Below are 17,943 nucleotides of genomic sequence, written 5' to 3' on the forward strand. Positions count from 1 at the left end.
CGAGTTGCGCCGCGCCGTCTGTCCGGGGTCGTTCGACCCCATCACCAACGGGCACCTGGACATCATCGCCCGTGCCTCCAAGCTGTACGACGTCGTCCATGTCGCCGTGATGATCAACCAGTCCAAGCAGGGGCTGTTCACGGTCGAGGAGCGGATCGACCTGATCCGCAGGGCCACCGCCGAGTACGGAAATGTCGAGGTCGAGTCCTTCCACGGCCTGCTCGTCGACTTCTGCAAGCAGCGCGACATCCCCGCGATCGTCAAGGGTCTGCGGGCCGTCAGCGACTTCGACTACGAGCTGCAGATGGCCCAGATGAACAACGGCCTGTCCGGCGTGGAGACCCTCTTCGTCCCCACCAACCCCACCTACAGCTTCCTGTCCTCCAGCCTCGTGAAGGAGGTCGCCGCCTGGGGCGGCGACGTCTCCCACCTGGTCCCGCCGTTCGTCCTCGAAGCCCTCACCGAGCGCCTGCGCAAGAAGGGCTGACCCCGTCCGTGGCGCACTGAGCGCGATGCCTGACTGACGGGGCGTCAGTTGGTGTCGGGCAAAGGGCCCGTGGACGTACAGTCGTCCCGTTCCGTCGTTCCAACCCCTCAGAGAGTGGCGAGTCCAAGGTGGACGTGCAGAAGAAGCTCGACGACATCGTCGCGACCGTCGGCAGCGCCCGGTCCATGCCCATGTCGGCATCGTGCGTGATCAACCGCGCCGAGCTGCTCGCCATGCTGGAGGAGGTGCGCGCGGCGCTGCCCGGCTCCCTCGCGCAGGCGCAGGAGCTGCTCGGCGGGCGGGAGCTGGTGGTCGAGGAGGCGCGGGCCGAGGCGGAGCGGATCATCGAGTCCGCGCACGCCCAGCGCGGTTCGCTGGTCTCCGACACCGAGGTCGCCCGGCAGTCGCAGGACGAGGCGGACCGGATCCTCGCGGAGGCCCGCCGGGAGGCGGAGGAGATCCGCGCCGAGGCCGACGACTACGTCGACAGCAAGCTCGCCAACTTCGAGGTCGTCCTCACCAAGACCATCGGATCCGTCGACCGCGGCCGCGAGAAGCTGCTCGGCCGCGGACCCGGGCTCGACGAACAGGGTTACGAGGACACCGAGGCCCCCGAGCGCAGTGCCGACCCGGAGACCCTCAGGCAGCGCGCCGACGCGTACGTGGACGCCAAGTTCGGGGCGTTCCAGGCCGTGTTGACCAAGACGCTGGAGGCGGTCGGCCGGGGCCGCGACAAGCTGCAGGGCGCCCGGGCGATCGACGAGCTCGGTGCCCACCTGGCGGCACAGGGCGATCTGCAGTCCGGGCAGCCGCAGGCCGACGCCGAGTATCTCGCCGGGCTGGCGGGCATCAGCGCCGACCAGGACCTGCAGACACCCCAGGCGCCCCCGGCGCCCCCGATGCCCCAGGTGCAGCCCAAGCCCCAGGAGCTCCAGCAGCCACTTCAGCCCCAGGTCCAGCAGCAGGAGTACTACGACCCGGCGGCCTACCAGCAGCAGGACGTCTACGGCTATCAGCAGCCGCAGCAGGTGGCGTACGCCCAGCATCAGGATCCGTACGGCTACGACTGGCAGCAGCAGGCCCAGCAGCAGGGCTACGACCCGAACACCGGGTACCAGCAGCAGGTGCCCCAGCAGCCCCAGCACGCCCCGCACGACCATGCCGCGCAGCCCGGTGCGCTCGACGAGACCAGCCTGTTCGACACCAGCATGATCAACCTGGATCAGCTGCGGCAGTACGAAGAGGGGCGCCAGTAGGCGACCCGGCCACGGACCGGTGGCCGCCCGGGAGCGGATTGGGCCTATCGGGGCCCGTCCAGTATCCTGGCTCTTCGGTCGCGCGTATGTCTGCGATCTCTGCTGCCCGAATTTCACAGCTGGGATTCGGGCGGCGCGAAAACCCCGTAGAAAGCAGGAAGCCATCAACGCCCGCCTCGACCACCGCTCCCCTCTCGTGTTCGACACACGCGAGCTGGGCCGGCGTCCCGGTGCGCTCAAGAGGGTCTCCCGCTCCGTCGAGGCCCCCCGGGACCTCGGCAACGAGGTCATCGGAGTTCCCGAGGGCGCATCGATCGAGCTCAAGCTCCGCCTGGAATCGGTCATGGACGGGGTGCTTGTCACAGGCACCGGCCGTGCAACCGTCACGGGGGAGTGCGTAAGGTGTCTGGAGCCGCTGGAGCGAGAGCTCGACGCGGACTTCCAGGAGATGTTCTCCTACCCCGACGCCGATGCCCGGGTCCCTAAGACGGACGCCGGCGACGACGCCGAGGACGAGGAGGACACCCTCTTCCTCGAGGACGACATGTTCGACCTCGAGCCCGTGCTGCGTGACGCGGTGGTGCTTGCACTGCCGATGCAGCCGGTGTGCCAGGACGACTGCCCGGGCCTGTGCTCCGACTGCGGAGTGCGGCTGGCGGACGACCCGGACCACCACCACGACGCCGTCGACATCCGTTGGGCGGCACTGCAGGGACTCGCCGAGACCACCCAGGACGGCGAGAAGGACAACATGGGCGGCGCCGAAGCGGGCGTCGACGAGAAGCAGGAGAAGTAGCCGTGGCTGTTCCGAAGCGGAAGATGTCGCGCAGCAACACGCGCCACCGCCGGTCGCAGTGGAAGGCTGCGGTCCCCACCCTGGTGGCATGCGCAAGCTGCCACGAGCCGAAGCTGCAGCACATCGCGTGCCCGAGCTGCGGCACCTACAACAAGCGCCAGGTCCTCGAGGTCTGAGCGGCTGGTGACAGGCTCCATGTCAGATGCCAATTCGTCTCTCCGCAACCGCGGAGGTGAACCGCGCGGCGGTGAACCGACAACGGCAGACACAGCCTCGTCCCACACGCTTCTGGAAGGGCGGCTCGGGTACAAGCTCGAGTCCGCCCTTCTGGTGCGTGCGCTGACGCACCGCTCGTACGCATACGAGAACGGCGGTCTGCCCACCAACGAACGGCTCGAATTCCTCGGGGATTCGGTGCTCGGCCTGGTGGTCACCGACACGCTGTACCGCATCCACCCCGACCTGCCGGAAGGCCAGCTGGCCAAACTGCGGGCCGCGGTGGTCAACTCGCGTGCACTCGCCGAGGTGGGCCGCGGGCTCGACCTCGGCGCCTTCATCCGCCTCGGACGGGGCGAAGAAGGCACGGGCGGCCGGGACAAGGCGTCCATCCTCGCCGACACCCTTGAAGCGGTGATCGGCGCGGTCTATCTCGACCAGGGCCTCGACGCGGCCGGCGAGCTGGTGCACCGGCTCTTCGACCCGCTCATCGAAAAGTCCTCCAGCCTGGGCGCGGGCCTGGACTGGAAGACCAGCCTCCAGGAACTCACCGCGACCGAAGGTCTCGGCGTCCCGGAGTACCTGGTCACGGAGACCGGCCCGGACCACGAGAAGACCTTTACTGCTGCCGCCCGCGTCGGTGGTGTCTCGTACGGCACCGGCACCGGCCGCAGCAAGAAGGAAGCCGAGCAGCAGGCGGCGGAGGCCGCGTGGCGTGCGATTCGCGCCGCGGCGGACGAAGCGGCCAAGGCGGCGGCTTCCGGCGACAGTGCGGCGCCGGCTGCTGACGACTCGGCTCCGGCCTCGGGCGACAGCCCGTCGTCGGCACACTGAATCACCGTTTCTGACCCCTTCCGGGCGGCCCCGCGCCGCTCCGGACGGGGTCAGAAGTCTTTCTCAAGGAGCCCTGCCGTGCCCGAGCTGCCCGAGGTCGAGGTCGTACGCCGCGGACTGGAGCGCTGGGTCAGCGGCCGCACGATCGACGCCGTCGAGGTGCGGCATCCGCGCGCGATCCGCCGGCACACGGCCGGCGCGGCCGACTTCGCGGCCCGGCTCAAGGGCCTGCGGATCGGTGTGGCGTGCCGACGCGGCAAGTACCTCTGGCTCCCGGTGACCGGCGGCGGCCCGGCCGCGCAGACCGCCGCGGAGGGCATCGGCCCGATGATCACGCCGTCCGTCACCCACGGTCTGGCGATCCTCGCCCACCTCGGCATGAGCGGCCAGCTGCTGGTCCAGCCGCAGGACGCCCCCGACGAGAAGCATCTGCGGATACGGGTCCGCTTCGCCGACGCGCTCGGCACCGAACTCCGCTTCGTCGACCAGCGCACCTTCGGCGGCCTCTCGCTGCACGACACCGTCCCCGGCGACGTCGACCATCTCCCCGACGTCATCGCCCACATCGCTCGCGATCCGCTCGATCCGGCCTTCGACGACGCCGCCTTCCACGACGCGCTGCGCCGCCGCCGGACCACCATCAAGCGGGCGCTGCTCGATCAGACGCTGATCAGCGGCGTCGGCAACATCTACGCCGACGAGGCGCTGTGGCGCGCCAGGCTCCACTACGAGCGGCCGACCGCCACCTTCACCCGCCCGCGCACCGCCGAGCTGCTCGGTCACGTACGGGACGTGATGAACGCCGCGCTCGCCGTCGGCGGCACCAGCTTCGACAGCCTCTACGTCAACGTCAACGGTGAGTCCGGGTACTTCGAGCGGTCCCTGGACGCCTACGGCCGCGAGGACGAACCCTGCCGCCGTTGCGGCACCCCCATCCGCCGCCGCCCCTGGATGAACCGCTCCAGCTACTTCTGCCCCCGCTGCCAGCGGCCGCCGCGCCCCTGAGCGGGGCGCCCCGGCGCGGCCGAGCGGCTCATCGCGCGGTGTGCCGGGCGTCGTAGCGCTCCCGTGCCTGGAGCACCTGCGGCATCCGGTCCTCCACCAGGGCGATCAGCGTCCGTAGTTGACGGGCGACCTGGTCCCCCAGCGGCGTCAGCGCGTAATCCACCCGAGGCGGGTTGGTCTGCTGTGCCTCGCGGTGCACGAGTCCGTCCCGCTCCAGTGCGTGCAGGGTCTGGGCCAGCATTTTCTCGCTCACCCCTTCGACCCGGCGCCGCAGTTCGTTGAAGCGGAAGGTCCCGTCGAGCAGCGCGCCCAGCGTCAGGCTGCCCCATCGGTCGGTGACGTGCTTGAGCGCGTCACGGGACGGGCAGTCGCGCGCAAAAACGTCGAAGGCCAGATCGTCCGTACAGCCGGAGCCGGGCTCCTCGGTCGTCTCGGCACGGGATTCGGTCGCCATGGCGACACCATACTCCTGCGCAGCGCTAACTGTTGGGTTGCGCTTTCTAATAGTTAGTGTTTCTCTTTCTCTCATCGCAGCCCACCGTTCCCGGGCACCGACCGCCCCGGGATGCCGTGACCTCAAGGAGAAAATCCGCCGTGACCACCGCTGCCCTGCCCGCCCCCGTCGTCTCCATCGCGTACCACTCCGGCTTCGGCCACACCGCCGTACTGGCCGAGGCCGTCCGGGCCGCCGCCACCGAGGCGGGCGCCACCGTCCACCTGATCAAGGTCGACGAGATCACCGAAGCCCAGTGGGAGCAGCTCGACGCTTCCGACGCGATCGTCTTCGGCTCGCCGACCTACATGGGCACCGCCTCCGGCGCCTTCCACACCTTCGCCGAGGCGACCGCCAAGCGCTGGGCGACCCGCGCCTGGCAGGACAAGCTCGCGGCCGGCTTCACCAACTCCGCCTCCAAGAGCGGGGACAAGCTGCACACGCTGCAGTTCTTCACGGTGCTCGCCGCCCAGCACGGCATGAGCTGGGTCAGCCTCAACCTGCTCCCCGGCTGGAACTCCTCCACCGCCTCCGAGAACGACCTGAACCGGCTGGGCTTCTTCCTGGGGGCCGCCGCCCAGTCCGACAACGACCAGGGCGCCGAGGCGGTCCACAAGGCGGATATCGCCACCGCCGAGCACCTCGGCCGGCGGATCGTCGAGCAGGCCCGCGTCTTCACCGCGGGACGGGCCGCCCTCGCCGCCTGACCGGCGCACCACGGTCCGTTCCCCCCCAGGGCCCCGGTACGCAGACGCCCGCGCCGCCCCGTGATCTCTCGCGGGGCGGCGCGGGCGTCCGGTGTGAGCGCGGCCGTGTCACGCGGGCCGGGGAGGCCGCCTCAGAAGCCGAAGTCCTGCGTCCACCACGGGCCACCCGGGCCGAAGTGGGCGCCGACGCCGAGGGTCTTGTACTCGCAGTTGAGGATGTTGGCGCGGTGGCCGGGGCTGTTCATCCAGGAATCCATGACGGACTGGGCGTTGGCCTGGCCGCGGGCGATGTTCTCGCCGCCCAGGTCGGTGATGCCCTGGGTGCGGGCCCGGTCCCAGGGGGTGTTGCCATCGGGGTCCGTGTGGTCGAAGAAGCCGCGCCGGGCCATGTCGTCACTGAACTGCTGTGCGAGACCGGCCAATTCCTTGTCCGCCGTCACGGGGGAGCAGCCGGCCTGGGTGCGCTCCTGATTGACCAGCGACAGCACCTGGGCCTCGGCTGACGACTGGGCGTCGGGGGTCTTCGACGGGGTCGCGGAGCGGCGGGGCGCCGCGGAGGAGGGGGCGTCGGTGGGCGTGGCGGTGCGCTGTGAACCGGACTCTTCGACGGGGGATTTGGACGGCCGGTGGGGGGAGGGCGAGGTGGAGGGGGTGGCCGCGGAGGACGGGCGGCCGGTGTCCGGGGCGGTGGTGGGGCGGATGCCGCCGCGGCTCGCCGGGGCCGTGGTGCGGTCGGACGGGGCCTCGGAGAGGCTGCCCATCGGCGCGGTGGCCTCCGGCAGCGCGTCGGCACGGACCCGGTCGCCGCCGCTCGTACCCCCGTCGAACTGGCCGCTGCCGGGGATCAGTCCGGAGGCTACGGCCACCGCTCCCATCGCCATCGCGGCGGAGGCGCCGAGCAGTCCGGTGCGTACCGGAGCCATGCCGCGGGCGCGCGGCGCGCGAGGGGCGCGGTGCCGCACCCGGCCTTCGGGCAGCGTTGCCGTCGGTGCGTCAACATGCCCTGCACCGGGGGCTTCGGGCGTGTGGGGAGCAGAGCGTCGATGGCGGCCCATCCGCTGTCTTCCTTCCGTCCTCAGCGTCAAAGCGACTCACCCGTATGGGTGAGCCTCGCTGTCGGGGGACTGTACGCCATGACGCAAGGGGCAGAAGTGCCTGCTGAGCAATTGGCCAGTTAACGTGCACACATGAATGAGGATGTTCGTGTGACCGCGTGGGTACGGGGTCAGGTCCAGGGCGTCGGCTTCCGCTGGTTCACCCGAGCCAATGCTCTTCGCATCGGCGAACTCGCGGGATTTGCAGTGAATCTCGGCGACGGCCGCGTCCAGGTGGTCGCCGAGGGGCCGAAGGATCACTGCGATCAGCTTCTGGACTGGCTGCGTACCGGAGACACGCCCGGGCGGGTCGACGGAGTCACTGAGATCTGGGCCACGCCCCGCGGTGGTTACGACGGCTTCGAGATCCGCTGAAACGGCCCGCCGAAACCGTCCGTACGGCCGTCACGGGCGATCTTGCCGGTGCGTCTTTGTCAGCTGCTTACGGGAGATAAGGCCTGGTGGTTGCCAACTCGGCCGACCCGTGCAAGGCTGCCGCTGTACGGATGATCTCCACGCCCCCGCGGGACCTTTCTGGGGAGTCGGCGCAGCGCCCTCGCGGCCGCGCACTCTCAGGTGCCCGAGGATACGGGGCGTGATCGTGTTGACCGTCAAACCGTTTGGTGAGACTCTGGAATCCCCGCGCACCTTAGCTGTTTGGCATTGAGTACACCAGAGAATGACAAGCACCGCGGGTGCGAATCCCTCACGACCCACACCGCTTCGGTCGGTCACTCATTGTGGAGGACCATCCATCATGGCAAAGGCGCTTCTCGGTTACGTCGGCGGCTCCGACCCCCGAGTCCTCTCCGAGATGCGACGGCTTCAGCAGCGCGTCCAAGACCTTGAATCCGAGCTTATTCGGATGCAGGCCGAAAACGACATGCTGTCCGCTGCCGCACGTCGCGACGACTCGATGCTCGACATCGACGTACCCCAGGCGGAGCCCGCGCTCACCTGACCCCAACCCGAGGGCCGGTAGAGCTGCTCGCGAGCCGCTTGAGGCACCGCTCTCTTCAAGATCTGCAAGGGACGCTTCGGCGTCCCTTCGTCGTTTCCCGGTTCGTCGTTTCCCGCATTTAATGCGAACAATGCGGCCACTTCAGCCGTGCCGCGCCTCCCTTACCGCATGATGTGCCCTGCACTTTCCTCGGTGAAACCGAAAATGAACGGCGCGGTATACCCGGGGGCGTACGGGGTGGTGCCCGGAGCCGGAATGTTGGGGTCACCCGTCGAGAGGCGGCCGGTAGAGTCCAACGGCGTGCATCTCAAGAGTCTGACCCTGCGAGGTTTCAAGTCCTTCGCGTCCGCCACGACGCTGCGGTTCGAACCGGGCATCACCTGTGTCGTGGGCCCCAACGGCTCCGGCAAGTCCAATGTCGTGGACGCGCTGTCCTGGGTCATGGGCGAGCAGGGTGCCAAGTCGCTGCGCGGCGGGAAGATGGAGGACGTCATCTTCGCCGGGACGACCGGGCGGCCGCCGCTCGGGCGCGCCGAGGTCTCGCTCACCATCGACAACTCCGACGGTGCACTGCCGATCGAGTACGCCGAAGTCACCATCACCCGGATCATGTTCCGCAATGGCGGCAGTGAGTACCAGATCAATGGGGACACCTGCCGGCTGCTGGACATCCAGGAATTGCTCTCCGATTCCGGTATCGGCCGGGAGATGCATGTCATCGTCGGGCAGGGCCAGCTCGACTCCGTGCTGCATGCCGACCCGATGGGGCGCCGGGCCTTCATCGAGGAGGCGGCCGGCGTCCTCAAGCACCGTAAGCGCAAGGAGAAGGCGCTGCGGAAGCTGGACGCGATGAAGGCCAACCTCGCCCGCGTCCAGGATCTGACCGATGAGCTGCGGCGCCAGCTCAAGCCGCTGGGGCGGCAGGCCGCGGTCGCCCGGCGGGCCGCCGTCATCCAGGCCGATCTGCGCGACGCCCGGCTGCGGCTGCTCGCCGACGATCTGGTCACCCTGCGCCGGGCGCTGCGCGCCGAGATCGCGGACGAGGCGGCGCTCAAGGAACGCAAGCAGACCGCCGAGGCGCTGCTGCGCACCGCCCAGCAGCGGGAGGCGGCGCTGGAGGAGGAGGTACGTACGCTGACGCCGCGGGTGCAGCGCGCACAGCAGACCTGGTACGAGCTGTCGCAGCTCGCGGAGCGGGTGCGCGGCACGATCTCGCTGGCCGAGGCCCGGGTCAAGAGCGCCTCGGCGGCCCCGCCGGAGGAACGGTCCGGGCGCGATCCCGAGGACATGGAGCGGGAGGCGGCCCGGATCCGCGAACAGGAAGCGGAGTTGACGGCCGCGCTGGAGGCGGCGAGCCGGGCGCTGGAGGACACCGTCGAACACCGCGCCGGGCTGGAGCGGCAGTTGGCGGACGAGGAGCGGCGGCTGCGGGACGTGGCCCGGGCCATCGCCGACCGGCGTGAGGGCCTCGCCCGGCTGAGCGGGCAGGTCACCGCCGCCCGCGGCCGGGCCGCCTCGGCGCAGGCGGAGATCGGCCGGCTCGCCGAGGCGCGGGATGCCGCCCGGCGCCGGGCGGCCGACGCGCAGGAGGAGTACGAGCAGCTCAAGGCCGAGGTCGACGGGCTGGACGCGGACGACGAGGAGACCGAGGGGCGGCATGACGCCGCCCGCCGGGAACTGGCCGGGGCGGAGGCCGCGCTGACCGCCGCGCGCGAGGCGCTGACCGCGGCCGAGCGCCGCCGCGCCGCGACCGCCGCGCGGCACGATGCGCTGGCGCTCGGGCTGCGCCGCAAGGACGGTACGGGGGCCCTGCTGGCCGCGGCCGACCATCTCGGCGGGCTGCTCGGCCCGGCTGCGGAGCTGCTGACCGTCACCCCGGGCTTCGAGATCCCGGTGGCGGCCGCCCTCGGCGCGGCCGCGGATGCCGTCGCGGTCACCGATCCGGCCACCGCCGCCGACGCCATCCGCCTGCTGCGCAAGCAGGACGCGGGGCGGGCGGCGATGGTGCTGGGCGGAAGCGGGAGCGGGAGTCCGAGCGGTACGGGGCGGGTGCCGGGGCCTGCGCGGCCGGTGGAGGCCCCGGCGACAGCCGGCGGGGTGGCCGAACCGGCCGCGGCTGCCGTGGCCGGCGGTGTGGCCGGTGCGCCGGGTGCCCCTGAGCCCGAGGCTGCCGCGCATCGCGTCCCCGGCCCCCGTTCCGAGCCCGTACCGGCCGGGGAACTGGTGCAGGGTCCGGCGGAGTTGACGGCTGCCGTGGCCCGGCTGCTGCGGGACGTCGTGGTGGTCGGGACGCTGGAGGACGCCGAGGATCTGGTGGCCGCGCGGCCGGAGCTGATGGCCGTGACCGGCGAGGGCGATCTGCTGGGGACGCATTTCGCGCAGGGCGGTTCCGCCGGTGCGCCGAGTCTGCTGGAGGTACAGGCGTCGGTCGACGAGGCGGCGGCCGAGCTGGAGGAGCTGGCGGCACGCTGTGCGGAGCTGGCCGAGGCGCAGCGGGCGGCGGCCGAACGGCGTACGGAGTGTGCCGCGCTGGTCGAGGAGTTGACCGAACGGCGGCGGGCCGCGGACCGGGAGAAGTCGAAGGTCGCCGGGGATCTGGGGCGGCTCGGCGGGCAGGCACGGGCGGCTGCGGGCGAGGCGGAACGTGGTGACGCGGCGGCGGCCAAGGCCGAGGAGGCGCTGGTGCGGGCCACCGAGGAGGCCGAGGAGCTGGCCGAGCGGCTGGCCGTGGCGGAGGAGGACCCGGGCGTCGGCGAGGAGGAGCCCGATACATCCGTACGGGACCGGCTGGCGGCCGACGGCGCGAATGCGCGGCAGACCGAGATGGAGGCCAGGCTCCAGGCGCGTACGCACGAGGAGCGGGTCAAGGCGCTGGCCGGACGGGCGGATGCGCTGGACCGGGGGGCGCGCGCCGAACGCGAGGCGCGGGCGCGGGCCGAGCGGCGGCGCGCCCGGCTGCGGCACGAGGCGGCGGTCGCCGGGGCGGTGGCCTCCGGTGCGCGGCAGCTGCTGGCGCATGTCGAGGTGTCGGTCGTACGGGCCGAGGAGGAGCGGGGCGCCGCGGAGCGGGCCAAGGCCGAGCGGGAGCAGGCGCTGGTGGCCGCGCGCAACCAGGGCCGGGAGCTGAAGTCCGAGCTGGACAAGCTGACGGACTCGGTGCACCGGGGCGAGGTGCTGGGCGCGGAGAAGCGGCTGCGGATCGAGCAGCTGGAGACCAAGGCGCTGGAGGAGCTGGGGGTGGAGCCGGCCGGGCTGATGTCCGAGTACGGCCCCGATCAGCTCGTACCGCCCTCACCGCCCGCCGACGGCGAGGTGCTGCCCGACGATCCGGAGCATCCGCGCAATCAGCCGGTGCCCTATGTACGGGCCGAGCAGGAGAAGCGGCTCAAGGCCGCCGAGCGGGCGTATCAGCAGCTCGGGAAGGTGAACCCGCTGGCGCTGGAAGAGTTCGCCGCGCTGGAGGAGCGCCACCAGTTCCTCAGTGAGCAGCTTGAAGACTTGAAGAAGACCCGGGCCGATCTGATGCAGGTGGTCAAGGAGGTCGACGAGCGGGTGGAGCAGGTCTTCACCGAGGCGTACCACGACACCGCGCGGGAGTTCGAGGGCGTCTTCTCGCGGCTCTTCCCGGGCGGCGAGGGGCGGCTGGTGCTGACCGACCCGGACGACATGCTGGCGACCGGGGTGGATGTGGAGGCGCGCCCGCCGGGCAAGAAGGTCAAGCGGCTCTCGCTGCTGTCGGGCGGTGAGCGTTCGCTGACCGCGGTGGCGCTGCTGGTCTCGATTTTCAAGGCACGGCCCAGTCCGTTCTATGTGATGGACGAGGTCGAGGCGGCGCTGGACGACACCAATCTGCAGCGGCTGATCCGGATCATGGAGGAGTTGCAGGAGAGCTCCCAGCTGATCGTGATCACGCATCAGAAGCGCACGATGGAGGTCGCGGACGCGCTCTACGGCGTATCGATGCAGGGTGACGGCGTCTCGAAGGTCATCAGCCAGCGGCTGCACTGAGCGTCGCCGGCGCGTGCGGTGACCTGGGTCACCGCCTTGATCGCGCGCATGATCGCCCGGAGTGCCCGACACCCCATCAGTTCACAACTTGAACGAACGCCCCTCGGGGTGGCCGGGAAACAAAATCATTACGCCCTATTGACTTCGAAACTTGAAGGCATAGTCTCTGCAACGTTGCTTTTACCTTCAAGTGGTGGGTACCCCCAACCTATGCACCACTAGAAGGGCCAGCCCCCGACGCCCGGCAGCGCAGCCGGGCCACTGGAGTTCACGTTGACCAGCACCGCGCAGCCGACGGTTCCGGAAGGCCGCAAGGCCCATCCCGACCACCTCGGCCATGTCATCTTCATCACCGCGGCTGCCGCAATGGGCGGCTTTCTCTTCGGCTATGACAGTTCCGTGATCAACGGTGCCGTCGAGGCGATCCGTAGCCGCTACGACGTCGGATCAGCACTCCTTGCCCAGGTGATCGCCGTCGCGCTGATCGGCTGCGCCATCGGCGCCGCCACCGCCGGCCGGATCGCGGACCGCATAGGCCGTATCCGCGTGATGCAGATCGCCTCGGTGCTGTTCACCATCAGCGCCGTCGGCTCCGCACTGCCGTTCGCCCTGTGGGACCTCGCCTTCTGGCGGATCATCGGCGGCTTCGCGATCGGTATGGCCTCGGTCATCGGCCCGGCCTACATCGCCGAGGTCTCGCCGTCCGCCTACCGTGGCCGGCTCGGCTCGTTCCAGCAGGCCGCGATCGTGGTCGGCATCGCCGTCTCCCAGCTCGTCAACTGGGGCATCCTCAACCTCGCGGACGGCAAGCAGCGGGGCACGATCGCCGGCCTGGAGGCCTGGCAGTGGATGCTCGGCGTGATGGTCATCCCGGCCGTCCTCTACGGTCTGCTCTCCTTCGCGATTCCCGAGTCGCCGCGCTACCTCATCTCCATCGGCAAGATCACCCGTGCCAAGGAGGTGCTCACCGAGGTCGAGGGTCACACCGTCAACCTCGACACCCGGATCACCGAGATCCAGGAGGGGATGCGCCGCGAGCACAAGCCGAGGTTCAAGGACCTGCTCGGCAGCAAGATGGGCTTCCTGCCGATCGTCTGGGTCGGTATCGGGCTGTCGGTCTTCCAGCAGCTGGTCGGCATCAACGTCGCGTTCTACTACTCGTCGGCGCTGTGGCAGTCCGTCGGCGTCGACCCGAGCAGCTCGTTCTTCTACAGCTTCACGACCTCGATCATCAACATCATCGGTACCGTGATCGCGATGATCTTCGTCGACCGGATCGGCCGCCGTCCGCTGGCGCTGATCGGCTCGGCCGGTATGGCCATCGCCCTCGCGCTGGAGGCCTGGGCCTTCTCCGCCAAGACCGCGGCCGGCACCCTGCCGACCACCGAAGGCACCGTGGCCCTGATCGCCGCCCACGTCTTCGTGCTCTTCTTCGCCCTCTCCTGGGGCGTCGTGGTCTGGGTCTTCCTCGGTGAGATGTTCCCGAACAAGATCCGCGCCGCCGCGCTGGGCGTCGCCGCCTGTGCGCAGTGGATCGCCAACTGGGCCATCACGGCGAGCTTCCCGAGCCTGTCCGACTGGAACCTCTCGGGTACGTACGTCATCTACACATTCTTCGCCCTGCTCTCGATCCCCTTCGTGCTGAAGTTCGTGAAGGAGACGAAGGGCAAGGCGTTGGAGGAGATGGGCTAACCCCCCGCCAGTCCTTCTCCTCGCTACTGGGTACTGCCCCGGGTCATAAGGGACCCCGGGCAGTACCCCTTTTTGTGCCTGCTTCTGTGCCTGCTTCTGTGCCTGCGGTGCCGTCCTTTGTGCCCGCGCTGTTGTCGCTCTACCGGGACCGCGCGCCCGTCGTACGGAACGCCCGCCGGTACGCGGCCGGTGTGGTGTGCAGCGCCTGCTGGAAGCGCCGGCGGAAGTTGGTCGCCGAGGACAGGCCGACGCGCAGCGCGATCGCCTCGACGGTCAGATCGGTCTCCTCCAGCAGGGTCCGGGCCGCGGTGATTCGGCGGTCCAGCAGCCACCGGCCGGGGCTGGTGCCGAGCTGGTCGGCGAACCGGCGGGCGAGGGTGCGCGCGGAGATCCCCAGCCGGCCTGCCATGTCCTCGACGGAGACCGGCTCGGGCAGCCGCCCGGTCACCCACTCCAGCAGCGGGGCCAGCGAGCGGTCCATGGCGGGCGCGCGGTCGATCCGGTCCGCCGGGGGCGGGGCCGCGTACTGGGTCTGCCCCCCTTCGCGGTGCGGCGGCATGACCATGTGGCGGGCGATCCGCGCGGCATGGGCCGCGCCGTGGTCGCTGCGTACGAGGTGCAGACACAGATCGACACCGGCCGCCGCCCCGGCGCTGGTCGCGAGGTCGCCGTGGTCGAGGTACAGCACCGCGGGGTCCACCTCGATGCGGGGGAAGCGCTCCGCCAGGGTGGCGGCCAGATTCCAGTGGGTGGTCGCCCGGCGGCCGTCGAGCAGCCCGGTCTGTGCCAGGGCGAAGGCGCCGGAACAGATGCTCACCAGCCGGGCGCCCCGGGCGTGCGCCCGCCGCAGCGCCTGACGGGCGGCGGGCGCGAGCGGTTCATCGACCGGCGTCCAGCCCGGGATGACGACGGTGTCCGCGCTCTCCAGTGCGGACAGGCCCGCGGTCACCAGCATGTCGTAGCCCGCCGTCGTCCGTACGGGCCCGGGGTGCGGCGTACACACCCGGAAGTCGTAGCGGACCGGCAGGCCGGGGCGCCGGGTGCCGAAGACCTCGGCGACGCAGCCGAGTTCGAAGGTCGACTGGGGTGGGCGCACCAGCGCCACCACGCGGTGCACGGGGTCCTGCGGCGGTGCCTGCCGCGGCGGTCCGGCCATGGCAGAAAAGTACCTCAGGACGTTATTTCTGACACTGGGGGAGTGTGCCGCGCTCGGCCAGGGTGGAGGCATGAGCGAGACGGACACGACCAGAAGCGTGAGCACGGACACAAGCACCGGCACGACCGCGGACACGGACACGGACACGACGAGGGACGGACGGCAGGCGCCGGGCGGACGGACCGCCGGGGGCGTGGGCGGCACCCCGGGCTATGTAGGGATCGCGGTGGCCGACGCACCGGTCAAGGAACTGTTCCCCGGGATCCGGAGCCGGCCGCTGTGGACCGGTGACAACGGAGCCAAGGCCCAGGTCCTGGAGATGGACCCGGGCAGCTGCTGGGAAGGCATCGATGTGCACGAACCGGGGCCCGAGGAGGTCTTCGTGGTATCGGGCACCTTCAACGACGGGGAGCGTGACCATCCGGCGGGGTCCTTCATCCATGCGCCGGCCGGCTCCTGGCACGTACCCCGGTCGGCGGAGGGCTGCAACCTGTTCGTCTTCTATCCCGAAGGCTGAGCCCCGCCCGCCGGGCGTCAGTCCTTGAGGCGGGGCAGCACCCGCTCGGCGAACAGATGCAGCGAGCGCCAGCCCTCGTCGACGGGCATCCCGCCGCACAGCGGATGCAGGATCAACGAGCCCTGGGCGCCCGCCTCCTGGGCGATCCGGAGGCACTCGTCGGGGGTGATGATGCGGTAGACGCCCTCGGCGCGCAGCGCCTCGACGTCCCGCGCCGTCGAGCGCACCGCGGAGCGGATGCCGGCGGACTGCCAGGAGGCGTACGTCCGGGCCTCGTACAGCAGATGGCCGCCGCACTCGGCCCAGGTGCGGTCCGGGTCCTCGGAGACGTGGAGCAAGGAGGTCCGCCCGGGCGGCTGCATCACCCAGCCCTCGGTGCCGAAGGCGGCGCGCCGTTCGTGGTAGTAGGCCTCCAGCTCGGGGAGGTGGGCGCTGGGGAAGAGGGGGAGCCCCAGGCGGGCGGCGCGCCGGGCCGCGGCCCGTGAGCTGCCGCCGATCAGCAGCAGCGGGTGCGGTCGGGTGTACGGGCGCGGGGTGACCTGGACCGTACGGCCCCGGTAGGTGAACGGTTCGCCGGTCCAGGCGGACAGCAGGGTTTCCAGCACCTCGTCCTGGAGCGCGCCGCGGCCCGGCCAGTCCTTGCCGTGTGCCGCGTACTCCTCGGGCCGGTAGCCGATGCCCGCGACGGTCACCAGCCGGCCGCCGCTGAGGAGATCGAGCGAGGCGATGTCCTCGGCCAGCCGCAGCGGGTCGTGCAGCGGGGTGATCAGTGCGGAGACGGTGACGCCGATGCGGCGGGTGGCGCCGAAGACGGCGCCCGCGAAGGTGAGCGGGGAGGGGATCCAGCCGTTGGTGGTGGCGTGGTGCTCCTCGGTCTGGACCATGGTGAGGCCGCGGTCGTCGGCGAACGCCGCCATCTCGACGGCGGCACGGTAGCGCGCGGACAGCGTGGCGGGTGTGGGCGCGGGGTCGACGAGGTTGAAGCGCACGACCGTGACAGGCAGGGCGGGCAGGGCAGACATGGCAAACGTCCCCTTCGCCAAGGTGGTTGGCGAAGGGGACGTTAGCTGACGTTGCGTCAGGTCGCTAGAGGGGGAACCGGGCCCCCGGACCGGTGCCGGCTCAGCCCACCTCGACGGGCTGCCGGTCCTCGGCCGCCCGCTCGGCCCCGGCCGCCGGGACGGACTCCTTGGGCGTCGGCAGTACGGCGAAGACCACCGCGGCGATCGCGATCGTGGCCGCCCAGCCCAGGCCGTTCTCGCCGATCCAGGTGGTGGCCAGCGGACCGGTGAACCACTGGACCTTGGTGAAGCACAGGCCCGCGGCGAGCGCGACGCCCCAGGCGGTCATGGCCTGCCAGCAGAAGCCGCCGACGTACCAGTAGCGGCTGGTGCGGCCGGTGTTCATCAGGCCGTCGGCGTCGTAGCGCACCGCCAGCTTGCGCCGTCGCGCCATGTCGATGCCGTAGACGCCGATCCAGGCGGAGAAGGAGACCGCGAGCAGCGTCAGGAAGGCGATGAACTGGCCGATGAAGTCCTTGGCCACCAGCATCATGAACAGACCGCCGACCAGGCTGATGACGGCGTTGATGCTGACCGCCAGGGCGCGCGGGAGCTTGACGCCCATGGTCTGGGCGGTGAAGCCCGCGGAGTACATCGACAGGCTGTTGATCAGCACCATGCCGACCAGCGCCGTGATCAGGTACGGCACCGCGAGCCAGCCCGGCAGGCTGTTGCCGAGGAACGACATCGGGTCGGTGTTCTGGCCGGCCAGCTTCGGGTCGGAGACGGCCATCACGCCGCCCATCAGCACCATCGGCAGCAGCACCAGGGCCGCACCGGAGACGGTCGTACCGACGATCTTCTTGCCGGACGCGGAGTGCGGGAGGTAGCGCGCGAAGTCGGGGCCGGTGGGCACCCAGCTGATGCCGCCGGCCGCGATGGTGCCGATACCCGCGATGACCATCGCGGTGGTGCCGGCCTTCTTGGCGAAGATCGCGTGCCAGTCCATCGTGGCGACCAGGTAGATCAGCACCATGATGCTGAACAGCCCGAACAGATACGTCGAGTACTTGTTGCAGATGTTCAGCGCCTTGCGGCCCAGGCCGCTCACCAGGTACGTGACGGCCACGAACGCGAGCAGGGTGACCACGATCAGGACGTTGTTGCTCTCGATGCCGAACAGCAGATGCAGCACGGTCAGCACCGCATACGCGCCGGTGACCGCGTTGATCGTCTCCCAGCCGAAGCGGGCGACCCACAGGATCGCGCCGGGGAAGTAGTTGCCGCGGACGCCGAAGGCGGCCCGGGAGAGCATCGCGCCGGGCGCGCCGCCCCACTTGCCGGAGACCGACAGCACACCCACCATGCCGAAGGCGACGGCCGCGGCGATCGCGGCCACCAGCAGGACCTGCCAGAAGTTCAGTCCGTTGTTGACCACGAGCGAGGCGCCCATGGTGAGCAACAGCACGCTGATGTTGGCGGCGACCCAGGTCGGGAAGAGCTCGCGGACGCGGCCCTGCCGTTCGTTGTCGGGAACGGGTTCGATGCCGCGGGTCTCGACGGCGCCTTCGGTTTCGGGCGTGGAAGGGGACGTGGTGCCCATGGTGCAGGTATCTCCGTGCGGGGATCTGGAGGCACCCCCGGGGGAGGAGGTGCAGGCAGCGGCTGTGGTGCCTGGCCTGGATTTTGCTGCCAGGACTCTACGCGCGTTGCGCGGCCG

At 70.5% G+C, this 17,943-nt stretch carries 17 protein-coding genes; 12 read left to right on the forward strand and 5 right to left on the reverse strand.

Annotation, left to right across the window (positions count from 1 at the left end; translation table 11 throughout):
• Positions 1–4 precede the first annotated feature (4 nt).
• The 6 genes from coaD to mutM all read left to right on the forward strand — a co-directional run bounded on the left by coaD (position 5) and on the right by mutM (position 4,594).
• Positions 5–487, forward strand: a complete 483-nt coding sequence (coaD, locus tag KI385_RS31565) for a pantetheine-phosphate adenylyltransferase (protein ID WP_280524995.1) — start codon at positions 5–7, stop codon at positions 485–487.
• Between the two features lie 128 nt (positions 488–615).
• Positions 616–1,743, forward strand: a complete 1,128-nt coding sequence (locus KI385_RS31570) for a F0F1 ATP synthase subunit B (RefSeq protein WP_238575495.1) — start codon at positions 616–618, stop codon at positions 1,741–1,743.
• A gap of 163 nt (positions 1,744–1,906) precedes the next feature.
• Complete coding sequence (locus KI385_RS31575) at positions 1,907–2,539, forward strand: YceD family protein (protein ID WP_238577937.1); 633 nt, start codon at positions 1,907–1,909, stop codon at positions 2,537–2,539.
• 2 nt (positions 2,540–2,541) lie between these two features.
• Positions 2,542–2,715: a 50S ribosomal protein L32 gene (gene rpmF, locus KI385_RS31580; protein ID WP_030087884.1), complete on the forward strand. Its 174-nt coding sequence runs from the start codon at positions 2,542–2,544 to the stop codon at positions 2,713–2,715.
• 19 nt (positions 2,716–2,734) lie between these two features.
• The gene (gene rnc, locus KI385_RS31585; protein ID WP_238575496.1) at positions 2,735–3,589 is read left to right on the forward strand and encodes a ribonuclease III; all 855 of its coding nucleotides are present in this window, start codon (positions 2,735–2,737) and stop codon (positions 3,587–3,589) included.
• 78 nt (positions 3,590–3,667) lie between these two features.
• Positions 3,668–4,594, forward strand: a complete 927-nt coding sequence (mutM, locus tag KI385_RS31590) for a bifunctional DNA-formamidopyrimidine glycosylase/DNA-(apurinic or apyrimidinic site) lyase (protein ID WP_238575497.1) — start codon at positions 3,668–3,670, stop codon at positions 4,592–4,594.
• Between the two features lie 28 nt (positions 4,595–4,622).
• Here mutM and KI385_RS31595 read toward each other — a convergent pair whose 3' ends face one another.
• Entirely contained in the window at positions 4,623–5,048 is a 426-nt protein-coding gene (locus KI385_RS31595; RefSeq protein ID WP_238575498.1) for a winged helix-turn-helix transcriptional regulator, read from the reverse strand.
• Positions 5,049–5,203: 155 nt separating this feature from the next.
• Here KI385_RS31595 and KI385_RS31600 point away from each other — a divergent pair, with 155 nt between their 5' ends.
• Positions 5,204–5,794, forward strand: a complete 591-nt coding sequence (locus tag KI385_RS31600; RefSeq protein ID WP_238577938.1) for a flavodoxin family protein — start codon at positions 5,204–5,206, stop codon at positions 5,792–5,794.
• Positions 5,795–5,925: 131 nt separating this feature from the next.
• Here KI385_RS31600 and KI385_RS31605 read toward each other — a convergent pair whose 3' ends face one another.
• On the reverse strand, positions 5,926–6,849 hold the full coding sequence (locus KI385_RS31605) for a CAP domain-containing protein (RefSeq protein WP_425356988.1): 924 nt from the start codon (positions 6,847–6,849) through the stop codon (positions 5,926–5,928).
• A 132-nt stretch (positions 6,850–6,981) separates the two neighbouring features.
• On the opposite strand from KI385_RS31605, the gene KI385_RS31610 reads away from it, so the two are divergent.
• The 4 genes from KI385_RS31610 (at position 6,982) to KI385_RS31625 (ending at position 13,549) form a co-directional block, all read left to right on the forward strand.
• Positions 6,982–7,263: an acylphosphatase gene (locus KI385_RS31610; protein ID WP_238575500.1), complete on the forward strand. Its 282-nt coding sequence runs from the start codon at positions 6,982–6,984 to the stop codon at positions 7,261–7,263.
• Positions 7,264–7,645: 382 nt separating this feature from the next.
• A complete protein-coding gene (locus KI385_RS31615; protein ID WP_006602857.1) occupies positions 7,646–7,849 on the forward strand; it encodes a hypothetical protein in 204 nt (67 codons plus the stop codon).
• Positions 7,850–8,149: 300 nt separating this feature from the next.
• Complete coding sequence (locus KI385_RS31620; protein ID WP_238575501.1) at positions 8,150–11,857, forward strand: chromosome segregation SMC family protein; 3,708 nt, start codon at positions 8,150–8,152, stop codon at positions 11,855–11,857.
• A 273-nt stretch (positions 11,858–12,130) separates the two neighbouring features.
• Positions 12,131–13,549 (forward strand): sugar porter family MFS transporter, encoded by a 1,419-nt coding sequence (locus KI385_RS31625; RefSeq protein WP_238575502.1) that lies wholly within the window; start codon positions 12,131–12,133, stop codon positions 13,547–13,549.
• Between the two features lie 139 nt (positions 13,550–13,688).
• Here the strand turns inward: KI385_RS31625 and KI385_RS31630 are convergent, their stop codons facing one another.
• Positions 13,689–14,705, reverse strand: a complete 1,017-nt coding sequence (locus KI385_RS31630) for a GlxA family transcriptional regulator (protein ID WP_238575503.1) — start codon at positions 14,703–14,705, stop codon at positions 13,689–13,691.
• Between the two features lie 193 nt (positions 14,706–14,898).
• Between KI385_RS31630 and KI385_RS31635 the strand changes: the two genes are divergently transcribed.
• Positions 14,899–15,222 carry a cupin domain-containing protein gene (locus KI385_RS31635; protein WP_238577939.1) on the forward strand — a complete coding sequence of 108 codons (324 nt, stop codon included), beginning with the start codon at positions 14,899–14,901 and terminating at the stop codon, positions 15,220–15,222.
• A 17-nt stretch (positions 15,223–15,239) separates the two neighbouring features.
• On the opposite strand, the gene KI385_RS31640 is transcribed toward KI385_RS31635, so the two are convergent.
• Both KI385_RS31640 and KI385_RS31645 read right to left on the reverse strand, forming a co-directional pair.
• Positions 15,240–16,244: an LLM class flavin-dependent oxidoreductase gene (locus KI385_RS31640; RefSeq protein ID WP_238575504.1), complete on the reverse strand. Its 1,005-nt coding sequence runs from the start codon at positions 16,242–16,244 to the stop codon at positions 15,240–15,242.
• Between the two features lie 100 nt (positions 16,245–16,344).
• Positions 16,345–17,826 carry a purine-cytosine permease family protein gene (locus KI385_RS31645; RefSeq protein ID WP_238575505.1) on the reverse strand — a complete coding sequence of 494 codons (1,482 nt, stop codon included), beginning with the start codon at positions 17,824–17,826 and terminating at the stop codon, positions 16,345–16,347.
• Between the last annotated feature and the right edge of the window lie 117 nt (positions 17,827–17,943).

The sequence above is a fragment of the Streptomyces inhibens genome, from assembly GCF_022221585.1.
Classification (GTDB): Bacteria; Actinomycetota; Actinomycetes; order Streptomycetales; family Streptomycetaceae; genus Streptomyces; species Streptomyces inhibens.